The organism is Streptomyces piniterrae (assembly GCF_005048155.1).
Taxonomy (GTDB): domain Bacteria; phylum Actinomycetota; class Actinomycetes; order Streptomycetales; family Streptomycetaceae; genus Streptomyces; species Streptomyces piniterrae.
The window spans coordinates 1-11,476 of the sequence record NZ_SUMB01000006.1 but is presented as its reverse complement, the minus strand read 5'-3'; the positions used below and the strand labels follow the sequence as shown (position 1 = coordinate 11,476).

Here is an 11,476-nt window from a genome sequence, read left to right as displayed (position 1 = left end):
CGGCGTCGCCGCAGAACCGTCGCGCCCCAGGCACAATGGGCCCCATGGCCCCCTTGTTCAGCCGCACGCCCCGTAAGAACCCCGCCGAGCGCATGGTCACGCTCATCGGAAAGCCGGGCTGCCATCTGTGCGACGACGCACAGGCCGTGATCGAGAAAGTGTGCGCCGAAACCGGCGCGTCCTGGGAGAAGAAGGACATCACCCAGGACCCCGAGCTGCACCACAAGTACTGGGAGCAGATTCCGGTCGTCCTGGTGGACGGCGCCCAGCACGACTTCTGGCGGGTGGACCCCAAGCGGCTGCGTACCGCGCTGGGCGCCTGAGCCCGCATACCGCCGCGGGGGATGGCCGTAACGAAACCGTCGGCCGTCCCAGGGCCGCCTGACACGCGCCCGTAACCGGGAGCACCGAACAAACTGGCTACGCTGGCCATATGGCCCACCCGTCGCCCGACCGCCACCCCGGTAGGAGTCCCTTCGGGACGTCCCCCTCCTGGCACCTCCCCACCGGATGGTTCGCCCGCCGCAGACGACCCGCCACCGCACGCAGCGTGCTGGCCGGCGAGGCCGCGGCCGAGGCCGCCCGGAAGACCTCCCAGGAGCTGCCGCCCGCCCCCGAGGAAGCCCCGGAGGAGCCCGAGTTCCCGGTCGTCGGGGATGTGGCGGCCGCCGCCTTCTTCGACCTCGACAACACGGTCATGCAGGGCGCCGCGCTCTTCCACTTCGGCCGCGGCCTCTACAAAAGACACTTCTTTCACAAGCGCGATCTGGCCCGCTTCGCCTGGCAGCAGATCTACTTCCGGCTGGCCGGTTCGGAGAACCCCGAACACATGGCGGACGTTCGCAACAGCGCGCTCTCCATCGTCCAGGGCCACCGCGTCTCCGAGTTGATGTCCATCGGCGAGGAGATCTACGACGAGTACATGGCCGAACGCGTCTGGCCCGGCACCCGCGCGCTCGCCCAGGCCCATCTCGACGCGGGCCAGAAGGTCTGGCTGGTGACCGCGGCCCCCGTGGAGACCGCGACGATCATCGCCCGCCGGCTCGGCCTGACCGGCGCGCTGGGCACCGTCGCCGAATCCGTGGGCGGCGTCTACACGGGCAAGTTGGTGGGCGAGCCGCTGCACGGCCCGGCCAAGGCCGAGGCGGTCCGCGCGCTCGCCGCCGCCGAGAACCTGGAGCTTTCGCGCTGCGCCGCCTACAGCGACTCCGCCAACGACATCCCGATGCTCTCGCTCGTCGGCCACCCGTACGCGATCAACCCCGACAGCCGGCTGCGCAAGCACGCCCGGGAGCAGGGCTGGCGGCTGCGTGATTACCGAACGGGACGCAAGGCCGTCAAGATCGGCATCCCGGCGGCAGCCGGTGTGGGTGCCCTCGCGGGCGGCGCCGCGGCGGCCGTCGCGCTGCAGCGCCGCCGCCGCTGACCAGGACTGATCACCGGGCGGCGCGGCGAGCCATCCGTTCTACCTACCCCCACCGTTCCCCCGTCAGTCCCATTGCTCGCGCTCAACCACAACACGCCCTCCAACCAGGCAAATTGCGTTCCCTTCCGATCAAAAGTCGCTCAGTATTCGATACTTGATCTGCCACCAACCCGGCACGGACCGTAAGTAATCGATGATTTGAGCAACTGGGTGTAGCGCTGCCTGTACGAAGCGTTATTCTCCTCAGACGCAATCCGGAACCCACACGTCCCTACGACGAGTGAATGGTCCCGCACTGCACGTGATGGAAGCTCTGCCTCTGGGAGTCCCGTGTACCCACACGTCGGGGTTGACGCCTCGGGCCTGGCTACGCTGCGTACGACACTCGTCGACCACCTGCGCAGTTTCGTCCCCACCGCGTACGCCGTCCCCGCATTCGCCTCAGCCGTCCCCGCCGCCGGACCCTGCTACGCCCTGGCCGACGGGAGTACCGCGGTCAGCAAGGCCGCCGGCCGCACCCGCCGTTCCGGCGCCGGCGCGGCCACCGCCCGACGCCCCGCCGACAGCGACAGTCGTCGCATGATGGACCTCGTCGAACGAGCCCAGGCCGGCGAGGCCGAAGCCTTCGGCCGCCTCTACGACCAGTACGCCGACACGGTCTACCGCTACATCTACTACCGCGTGGGCGGCCGTGCCACGGCCGAAGACCTCACCAGTGAGACGTTCCTGCGCGCCCTGCGCCGTATCGGCACCTTCACCTGGCAGGGCCGTGACTTCGGCGCCTGGCTGGTGACCATCGCCCGCAACCTCGTCGCCGACCACTTCAAGTCCTCGCGCTTCCGCCTGGAAGTCACGACCGGCGAGATGCTCGACGCCAACGAGGTCGAGCGCAGCCCCGAGGACTCGGTCCTCGAATCCCTCTCCAACGCCGCCCTGTTGGAGGCGGTGCGCAAGCTCAACCCGCAGCAGCAGGAATGTGTGACCCTGCGCTTCCTGCAGGGCCTCTCGGTCGCCGAGACCGCCCGCGTCATGGGCAAGAACGAGGGCGCCATCAAGACGCTCCAGTACCGGGCGGTCCGCACTCTCGCGCGGCTCCTGCCGGAAGACGCCCGCTGACCCCGATCCGCCCACCCCACCCACCTCTTTTCGCCATCCTCAGCGCACCCGCACGCCAACTTTCGTTCACGCTTGGTGACCGGCCGTGCCCGGTCGGTCAGATCATCGTGAGTGCGTAACCCGAGTGCCGAGGCGCTCGTTGTGCGGGATGCAGGCTCCATGCGGTCACCCCATGTCCGCTGCCTCTCACTCGATCGAGTGGCGCGTTCAACGGTGTGCAGCCGTCCGGTCCGTCTGGATAGTCAAAGCCAGTCCGGGGAGTCGAGCGGGATGACGAGAGGAGGTGCCGCCCGTGATCGCGAATGTCTCGGTGCACCGGCGGGCCAACGCCTTCGCCCAGGCCCTGGAGGAGCAGGTCCTCGAGGGCGCGGCGGCCGAGGACAAGGTCGACAGTCCGGCGCAAGCGCCGGAAGAAGCACGGCTGTTGGCGGTCGCCGACGGCCTCGGGGAGCTCCCGAAGCCGGAGATGGCCGCCGAGGTCAAGACTGTCCAGCGCGCCCAGCTCATCGCCGCGATGGAGGCCGCCTTCGCCGAAGGCGCTCCGTCCGACGGTGTCGGGGTGCCCGAGCAGCGCACACCGAAGGGCACGCACCGCGCGGCGAAATCGCTCGGCCGGCTGCGCCCGCGCTCCCGCCTCTCCAAGGGGCTGGCCGCGGGCGGACTGACGGTGGGCGTCGCCGCCGGCGCGTTCAGCGGCGTCGCGGCGGCCAGCTCCGACGCCCTCCCCGGCGACCCCCTGTACGGCCTCAAGCGCGGCGTGGAGGACCTCAAGCTCAACCTGGCCGGCGACGACGCCGACCGGGGCCAGCTCTATCTCGACCAGGCCTCCACACGCATGCAGGAGGCCCGGCGCCTGATGGAGCTCGGCCGGACGGGCGCCCTCGACCACGAGGCGCTCCACGAGGTCCGCAGGGCCCTCTCCGGCGTCCGGAACGACGCCGGAGAGGGGCACCGTCTGCTGCATGAGGCATACAAGCGCGACGGCTCGCTCGGCCCCATCCAGAAGCTGCACTCCTTCACGAAGTCGAACCGCGACGCCTGGACACAGCTGCGCGGCCGGCTCCCGATGCAGCTCACGGATGTCGGGGACGAGGTGAGTTCGGTCTTCGCCGCCATAGACGACGAGGTCGGCCCGCTCCGTCCGCTGCTGCCCACCGCCGACGGCAAGGGCCGGCACCGCGGCAGACACGCCGCCCCGGGCACCGGGTCCGGCCACAGCCAACGTCCGGCGCCCTCCAGCGGTCACGCCGCCCCCGGCAAGCACGGCGGCGGCTCGCACGCCCCCCGCCCGTCGGCGTCGCCGTCCCAGGAGGACGGCCTGCTCGGCGGCAATACGGGCGGCCTGCTGGATCCGGCCAAGGACGGCAGCCCGGCGCCACACGAGGGCACCGGCGGCCGCGGCAAGCCCGGCCAGACCGAGGTCACCCTCCCGCCGCTGCTCCCGGGGCTGCTTCCCGAGCTGGGCATCGAAGGCGAGGACACCTCGAAGTAGCCCTGTCAGGCAGGCTCATCGAGCAGGTGTGCCGAGCAGGCGTATCGAAGTAGACATATCGATAGCGGTTATACGAGGTCTCCAGCCCCCTGACGGCGCGCTCGGTGTTCTTCCGGTCCTTCCCTCAGAAGAACACCGAGCGTCGCTGTACCAGCAGCTTGTAGAGGGTGTGCTGAATCGTTTCCCGTACCTGATCCGTCAGATTGAACATCAGCATCGGATCGTCCGCCGCCTCCGGCGGATAGCCGTCCGTGGCGATCGGCTCGCCGAACTGGATCGTCCACTTCGTCGGCAGCGGCAGCGCCCCCAGCGGCCCCAGCCACGGAAAGGTCGGCGTGATCGGGAAGTACGGCAGCCCCAGCACCCTCGCCAGTGTCTTGGCGTTCCCGATCATCGGGTAGATCTCCTCCGCGCCCACGATCGAGCACGGCACGATCGGCACACCGGCCTTCAGCGCCGTCGAGACGAACCCGCCGCGCCCGAACCGCTGGAGCTTGTAGCGGTCCGCGAAGGGCTTGCCGATGCCCTTGAAGCCCTCCGGCATCACCCCGACGACCTCACCGCGCTCCAGCAGCCGCTGCGCGTCCTCCGCGCAGGCGAGGGTGTGCCCGGCCTTGCGCGCCAGCTCGTTTATCACCGGCAGCACGAACACCAAATCGGCCGCCAGCAGCCGCAGGTGACGCTCCGCCGGATGGTTGTCGTGCACCGCGACCTGCAGCATCAGCCCGTCGAGCGGCAGCGTCCCGGAATGGTTGGCGACGATCAGCGCGCCGCCCTCGGCCGGGATGTTCTCGACGCCCTTGACCTCGACCCGGAAGTACTTGTCGTAGAACGGCCGCAGCAGCGACATCAGGACCTGGTCGGTCAGCTCCTTGTCGTAGCCGAAGTCGTCGACGTCGTACTCGCCGGTGATCCGCCGCCGCAGGAAGCTCAGCCCGCCGGCGATCCGCTCCTCCAGGGACCGCCCGGTGGCGGGCCGCTCGGACGGGGCCGGCTCCGCGAGCTCGGACCGTGCCTCCGGTACGGGCGCCAGGGCCGGGCCGCGCCCCGGGCGCCCGGCCCGTCTGGGCTTTCTGCGGGCCCGTGGCTCCTCGCCGAACGGAATGACCTTGGCGTCCGCCATCGTGGGTGAACTCCTCACTGGGTCGGGCCGGAACGTGCGGGCAGCACGCCGGCGAGCCGGTCGACGGTACGGGCGAGGGACTCGGGCGGCAGCAGCCCCGGTCCGCGGCTGCGGGCGAATTCCGCGAAGGTCTCCGCCGTCGTGTACTGCGGATGGAACCCCAGTGTCTCGCGCATCTGCGTCGTCTGGACGACCCGGCCGTGCGTGAGCATCCGGATCTGTTCCGGCGAGAAGTCCGTGATGCCGACGGACCGCAGTGCCGAGCCGGCCCAGGTCACCGTCGGCAGGAACAGCGGCAGCGTGGGCCGCCCCAGCCGCCGGGAGGTCTGCGAGAGCAGCAGGACGCCGTCCCCGGCGATATTGAACGTGCCGCTGTTGAGCGTGCCCCGGCGCGGCGCGGAGGCCGCGATCCGCAGCACCTCGATGGCGTCGTCCTCGTGCACGAATTGCAGCCGCGGGTCATAGCCGAAGACCGTCGGCAGCACGGGCAGCGAGAAGTAGTCGGCGAGCGGCGAATCCGCTGACGGCCCGAGGATGTTCGCGAAGCGCAGTACGCACACCGCCACATCCGGCCGCCGCCGGGCGAAGCCCCGTACGTACCCCTCGACCTCGACGACGTCCTTGGCGAAGCCACCGCTGGGCAGAGACTTCGGCGGGGTGGTCTCGGTGAAGACGGCCGGATCACGGGGCGCGGAGCCGTAGAAGCTGGCGCTGGACTTGATGACCAGCCGCTGCACATGCGGGGCCTTCTGGCAGGCGCCGAGGAGCTGCATGGTCCCGATGACGTTGGTTTCCTTCACCGCGGCGCGGCCGCCGCGGCTGCCCAGGGGCGTGCCGTTGATGTCCATGTGGACGACGGTGTCGACGCCCGTCTCGGCCAGGACCCTGGCGATCGCCGGATGCCGGATGTCGGCCTTGAGGAATTCGGCGCCGCCCAGATGGTGCTCCGGTGGCACGGCGTCGACCCCGATCACCCGGTCGACGTCGGGATCGCGCTGGATCCGGCGTACGAACCGGCCCCCCAGCTGCCGCGCGGCTCCCGTGACGAGCACGACCTTGCCCAAGATCAGCCCTTCCTTCCCGCCCTCGGCCATCGCCTGAGCCGAGCTGTGCGGCTCACGCTATCGGGTCGGTGTTGCGCGGTGATGACCGCACGATGCACTGCGCCACATTTCCGCCCCAACCACCGTCCATACGGCCCACAACGCACCGCGGCCCCCCGTCACACCAAGGTGACGGGGGGCCGCGAAATCGCGATCAGCGTCGCTTACTTCTTGTTACGACGCTGAACACGGGTGCGCTTGAGCAGCTTGCGGTGCTTCTTCTTCGCCATCCGCTTGCGCCGCTTCTTGATAACAGAGCCCACGACTACCCTCGCTCACTTCGATTCACTCGGTGCGGGGCGTCCGAGCCCACACTACCTACATCGGGCCAGCCTACCCGGCGCCGGGCGTACGGCGTAATCCGAGGGTCCGAGCGGGCCCTTCAGGCCGATTCCACCCCCACATAGGACTCGCGGAGATAGTCGTGAACCGCCTGCTCCGGCACCCGGAAGGACCTCCCCACACGGATCGCGGGCAGATGACCACTGTGCACCAGGCGGTACACGGTCATCTTCGACACTCGCATCACGGTGGCAACTTCCGCCACTGTCAGGAACACGACCTCGTTGAGAGGCCTCTGGTCTGCAGCCATGGACACACCTGCACCTTCCGCATAAGACGGTCACCGGCTTCCCCTCCGGTGACTCTTCGTCGCTATGCGCTCACTCCCCAATTTAGGGGCGGGTGATGCGAGTGGGGAAGAGGAGCAGCGAACAGGCGCCTACCGGGACAGATTCGCCCGATTGAGTACATAGCGTGTCAGGGGTCGATAGCAAGGGGACCGCACGCCGTCATCCAGCGGCACCACCGCGGACACCCGCCCCTCCGCCTCTCCGACGAACAGCGCGGGGTCGTCCGTGTCCGCCAGCCCGATCGCCTCGATGCCGAGCTGACCTGCTCCGCAGACCCAACCGTGGTCCCCGATCACCAACCCCGGCAGTGGTCCCGCGGAGTCCGCCGCGGCGGCCAGAGCGGTACGCACCGGGAGCGGCGAATGGGTGTGCACGCCCCCCAGGTCAGGTGCGCCCCGCACGCCGGTTTCGCGCATCAGCGCGACTCCCCGTACGTAGTCAAGGGCGTACGTACGTACGCCGAAGCGGGTCGCCATGTCGACATGGTCGCCATACGCGGGGGTGAGCACGGGGCAGCCCGCCGACGAGAGAGCGTCTGCGAGCGCGGCGTAGAACTCCAGCAGCCGGTGCGGATGTCCGGTGCCCAGCAGCACGGGGACCCGGCGGGCCGCGGCCTCTCCGAGCCGGTCGGCGAACCGGTCCAGCCCCGCGATCGTGCGGTCCGGATCGATCACATCGGGGCCGGAGATATGCGCGGGATCGGCCGAGACCCCGCACTGCCGCCCCATCAGGCGCAGAACTTCCCCGAACGGCCAGTCCCGTTCGGGGTCCAGCCCCAGCAACACCCGGGGATCGCGCGCCGAGAAGAGCCGGTAACGCCCCAGGCTCTTCTCCCGCATGGTCGCGATCGTCCCCGCCAGCCGCGCCTCGATCAGGTGCGCCCGCAGCGCCCCGGTGCCCAACACAGGCCCCATGCTCGCCCGTTGGTCGGATACCGGATGCCCTAACCGACGGGTAGTCACACATCCGGGGGCATACGGCGGGGGCATGCGGCGGGGCGGCGCTTCCGGGAGGCTGACAGCGGCCTGTGCGCCTGTAACGCCGCGACAGACCGCTGATCCGTAACGGCGTTACAGGCCCCATCGCCACGGCCGCACCGCGGCAATCCGGTCACCGCTGAAATCCGGACACCCTCGCGGTCCGTGTACAGCAGCGGCCCCTACGACCACCATCCGCACACGGCGTACGGCAGCCGTCCCGCCACTACAGCCATCCGCCTGCGTCTTACGGAAGCAGCCCGTGCGCCGGGAACACCGCCCGGCGGGTGGCCAGCACCGCCTGGTCCAGCCGGTCGGCCGGGTCATAACCACCGTCGGCGAAATCCCGCCAGTGCGGCGTACGCCCGTCCGTCATCCGCTGCGGCCCCAACTGCCGCGTCCTGCGGAACACTTCGTGCTGCCACGCCTCCGGCACCCGCGACGTGGGATCGATCGGCCGGCCGGCCGCGATCGCCGCCAGGTGCGTCCAGATACGCGGCACCACGTCCACCACCGCATAGCCACCGCCACCGAGCGCGACCCACCGCCCGTCCGCATGCTCATGCGCCAGATCGTGGCAGGCCTCCGCCACCAGCCGCTGCGCGTCGACGCTGACCGCCAGATGCGCAAGCGGGTCCTCGAAGTGGGTGTCCGCGCCGTGCTGCGTCACGATCACCTGTGGCCGGAACGCCGCGAGCAGCTCCGGCACCACCGCGTGAAACGCCCGCAGCCACCCCTCGTCACCGGTTCCGGCCGGCAGCGCCACATTCACCGCACTGCCCTCCGCCCCCTCACCGCCGCTCTCCTCCGGCCACCCGGTCTGCGGGAACAGCGTCCGCGGGTGCTCGTGCACGGAGATCGTCAGAACCCGCGGGTCCTCCCAGAACGTCGCCTGCACCCCGTCCCCGTGGTGCACATCCACATCCACATACGCGACCCGCTCGGCGCCCAGCTCCAGCAGCCGGGCGACCGCCAGCGACGCGTCGTTGTAGATACAGAATCCGGACGCGCCGCCCGGCATCGCGTGGTGCAGCCCGCCGGCGAAGTTCACCGCGTGCAGGGCCTCGCCGCGCCAGACCGCCTCCGCCGCACCGACCGACTGCCCGGCGATCAGCGCCGACGCGGCGTGCATCCGGGGGAACGCCGGGCAGTCCGCGGTGCCCAGCCCGTACGAGAGGTCCGCCGAGGCGGGGTCCGCCGAGGCGCTGCGGACCGCCTCCACATAGTCCTCGCGGTGCACCAGCCGCAGCGTGGAATCGCCGGCCGGCTTGGCCGAGACCACCTGCAGGGGCCCACGGTCGAGTTCGTAGGCCTCCACCAGGCGCATCGTCAGCGCGAGGCGTACCGGGTCCATCGGATGGCCGGGCCCGAAGTCATAGCCCGTTACTGCCTCGTCCCACATCAGCTGTGCGCGGCCGCTCATGGTCGTCACCGTATCCGTCCTCCGGCGACCCGAACGAACGGGCATACACAAGCGTCACCAGGACCAGGGCCATCGGGACGAGCATCGCCCCGCGATAACTCCAGACGTCGCCCAGCGCACCCACGAGCGGAGAACCAATCAAAAAGCCCACATAGTTGAAAATGTTCAGCCGAGCGATGGCCGAATCCGAAGCCCCGGGGCCGTACTTCTCCCATGCCAGCCGCCCGGCCGCCGCGAACGTCTGCGGCACGATCACACACAGCCCCAGGCCCAACAGGGTGAATCCGGCCATTCCGGTCCATGCCCCCGGCGCCACTGCGACCACCGCGAAACCGCCCGTCGCGACCACGGTCCCGGCCCGCACCACCGCGGCCGCGCCGAAACGCCGCACACCGAGGTCACCGACCGCCCGCCCCAGCAGCGTGGTGACCATGTAGACGTTGTACGGGACGGTGGCGAGCTGCTCCGAGCTCCCCAGGACGTCCTGCAGATACTTCGCGCTCCAGTTGGAGACGGTCGAGTCCCCGATGTACGCGAAGGCCATCACCAGACAGAGCGGCAGCAGCAGCTTCATGGCCACAGGGGCGGTGGTGGCCGTGTGCCCCGCTTCACAGGTCTCCGGCGTTCGCTCCCCGCCCCCCGGGCTCCGGTCCACGAACCACCGGCTCGCGATCAGCGCCAGCGGCACCAGGACCGCCACCACCGGGCCGTACAGCACCGCCAGCGACAGGTACCAGTGCGCGCCCACCCACGCCAGCGAGGCCCCCACGATGCCGCCCAGGCTGTACGCGGCGTGAAAGCCGAGCATGATGCTCCGCCCGTAGGACCGCTGAAGGCTCACCCCGAGCATGTTCATCGAGGCGTCCAGCACACCCACCGACAGCCCGAACACCGCAAGCGCCACCGCCACCTGCGCCATCGAGCCGACCGCCCCGGTGGCCAGCAGCGCCAGACACACCACGGGCTGCGCCCACCGCAGCACCTGGCTCGGCCGCGTCAGCTTCACCAGATGCTCGGTGGCGACACTGCCCACGCCGGCGAGAACCGGTACCGCGGCGAGAAACGCGGGCAGCAGCCCATCGGATATCCCGTAGCGGTCCTGGATCGCCGGTATTCGGGTCACGAGCAAGGCGAAGACCGCGCCCTGGACGAAGAAGCTGAGGGCAAGCGAAACCCGGCCGTGCCGCAGCTGCGCTCCTGGTGCCGGAGGGGCCGTCATGGCGGCTCAGCGTAGAACTCCCGGCTACCACTGGGTAGATGGATCACACGAGCAGTTTTACGCGAGCTCTCACGCAAGGCGCTGTCACGTAAGGAGCTGTCACGCGAGGAGCTTCGGCAACTCCGCCATCTCGGAAAAGAGAACGGTGGCACCGGCCAGCCGCTCGGGCGGCGTCATCGCGGTGAATCCGAAAACGTCCATCCCGGCCGTGATCGCCGCCTGCACACCCAGCGGGCTGTCCTCGATCACCGCACACCGCTCGGGCGGTACACCCATCTGCTCCGCCGCGTACAGAAAGAGATCCGGCGCCGGCTTGCCCCGCCCCACATCCTGGGAGCTGAAGATACGAGTCCCGCCCGGACCCTCTTGGGTGAAGTACCGGTCCAACCCCGTTTTACGGTGCCCCACCCTGATCCGCTCATGGCTCCCGGACGATGCGACGCAATACGACACGCCCTCGGACGTCACCCGCTCCAGCATCTCCATGACCCCCGCAACCGGCTCCAACTCCCGCTCGAACGCGGCGAAGACACGAGCGTGAAAGGCGTCGTCGAAATCCGCCGGCAGCCGCTGTCCCGTCCGCTCCAGGGCGAGCTCATGGATCCGGTGCATGGCCGACCCCATGTAATCGCGGATCGATTCCTCGTAGGAGGTGGGATGCCCGAGCTCGGTCAGATAGCCGGCGAGAATCGTGTTGGAAATCGGCTCACTGTCGACGAGCACCCCGTCGTTGTCGAAGATGACCAAGTCGTATCGCATGACCCGACCTTACGTGGCCGCGCTTTGCCTGACCCGGCCTTTAAACGCAGAAAAACCCCGCACCAAGGTGCGGGGCTTTCCCAAAAATTGTTCGGCGGCGTCCTACTCTCCCACAGGGTCCCCCCTGCAGTACCATCGGCGCTGAAAGGCTTAGCTTCCGGGTTCGAAATGTAACCGGGCGTTTCCCTAACGCAATGACCACCGAA

The 11,476-nt window shown here is 69.5% G+C and carries 12 protein-coding genes and 1 rRNA gene; 4 read left to right on the top strand and 9 right to left on the bottom strand.

Translation table 11 applies throughout. The features are described from left to right. Nucleotides 1-44 precede the first annotated feature (44 nt). The 4 genes from FCH28_RS18500 (at nucleotide 45) to FCH28_RS18485 (ending at nucleotide 4,034) form a co-directional block, all read left to right on the top strand. On the top strand, nucleotides 45-323 hold the full coding sequence (locus tag FCH28_RS18500; protein ID WP_136741180.1) for a glutaredoxin family protein: 279 nt from the start codon (nucleotides 45-47) through the stop codon (nucleotides 321-323). A 110-nt stretch (nucleotides 324-433) separates the two neighbouring features. After that, the gene (locus tag FCH28_RS18495; RefSeq protein WP_246102993.1) at nucleotides 434-1,426 is read left to right on the top strand and encodes an HAD family hydrolase; all 993 of its coding nucleotides are present in this window, start codon (nucleotides 434-436) and stop codon (nucleotides 1,424-1,426) included. 330 nt (nucleotides 1,427-1,756) lie between these two features. Continuing rightward, entirely contained in the window at nucleotides 1,757-2,542 is a 786-nt protein-coding gene (locus FCH28_RS18490; RefSeq protein WP_136741179.1) for an ECF subfamily RNA polymerase sigma factor, BldN family, read from the top strand. 292 nt (nucleotides 2,543-2,834) lie between these two features. Further along, nucleotides 2,835-4,034 carry a DUF5667 domain-containing protein gene (locus tag FCH28_RS18485; protein ID WP_136741178.1) on the top strand — a complete coding sequence of 400 codons (1,200 nt, stop codon included), beginning with the start codon at nucleotides 2,835-2,837 and terminating at the stop codon, nucleotides 4,032-4,034. A 124-nt stretch (nucleotides 4,035-4,158) separates the two neighbouring features. Here the strand turns inward: FCH28_RS18485 and FCH28_RS18480 are convergent, their stop codons facing one another. The 9 genes from FCH28_RS18480 to rrf all read right to left on the bottom strand — a co-directional run bounded on the left by FCH28_RS18480 (nucleotide 4,159) and on the right by rrf (nucleotide 11,476). After that, a complete protein-coding gene (locus FCH28_RS18480; protein WP_136741177.1) occupies nucleotides 4,159-5,157 on the bottom strand; it encodes a lysophospholipid acyltransferase family protein in 999 nt (332 codons plus the stop codon). 14 nt (nucleotides 5,158-5,171) lie between these two features. Beyond that, nucleotides 5,172-6,221, bottom strand: coding sequence for an NAD-dependent epimerase/dehydratase family protein (locus tag FCH28_RS18475; protein WP_136741487.1), 1,050 nt, complete (start codon nucleotides 6,219-6,221; stop codon nucleotides 5,172-5,174). 203 nt (nucleotides 6,222-6,424) lie between these two features. Continuing rightward, nucleotides 6,425-6,523: a 30S ribosomal protein bS22 gene (locus FCH28_RS18470; protein ID WP_003948845.1), complete on the bottom strand. Its 99-nt coding sequence runs from the start codon at nucleotides 6,521-6,523 to the stop codon at nucleotides 6,425-6,427. 119 nt (nucleotides 6,524-6,642) lie between these two features. Then, entirely contained in the window at nucleotides 6,643-6,852 is a 210-nt protein-coding gene (locus FCH28_RS18465) for a helix-turn-helix domain-containing protein (RefSeq protein WP_014144137.1), read from the bottom strand. Nucleotides 6,853-6,981: 129 nt separating this feature from the next. Further along, a complete protein-coding gene (locus tag FCH28_RS18460; RefSeq protein WP_136741176.1) occupies nucleotides 6,982-7,797 on the bottom strand; it encodes a phosphatase in 816 nt (271 codons plus the stop codon). Between the two features lie 319 nt (nucleotides 7,798-8,116). Next, nucleotides 8,117-9,292 carry an acetoin utilization protein AcuC gene (locus FCH28_RS18455; RefSeq protein ID WP_136741175.1) on the bottom strand — a complete coding sequence of 392 codons (1,176 nt, stop codon included), beginning with the start codon at nucleotides 9,290-9,292 and terminating at the stop codon, nucleotides 8,117-8,119. Further along, the gene (locus FCH28_RS18450; RefSeq protein ID WP_136741174.1) at nucleotides 9,243-10,511 is read right to left on the bottom strand and encodes an MFS transporter; all 1,269 of its coding nucleotides are present in this window, start codon (nucleotides 10,509-10,511) and stop codon (nucleotides 9,243-9,245) included. Before FCH28_RS18450 ends, FCH28_RS18455 begins: the two co-directional genes overlap by 50 nt. A 99-nt stretch (nucleotides 10,512-10,610) precedes the next feature. Continuing rightward, nucleotides 10,611-11,270, bottom strand: coding sequence for an HAD family hydrolase (locus FCH28_RS18445; protein ID WP_136741173.1), 660 nt, complete (start codon nucleotides 11,268-11,270; stop codon nucleotides 10,611-10,613). A gap of 89 nt (nucleotides 11,271-11,359) precedes the next feature. Continuing rightward, a 5S ribosomal RNA gene (rrf, locus tag FCH28_RS18440) occupies nucleotides 11,360-11,476 on the bottom strand.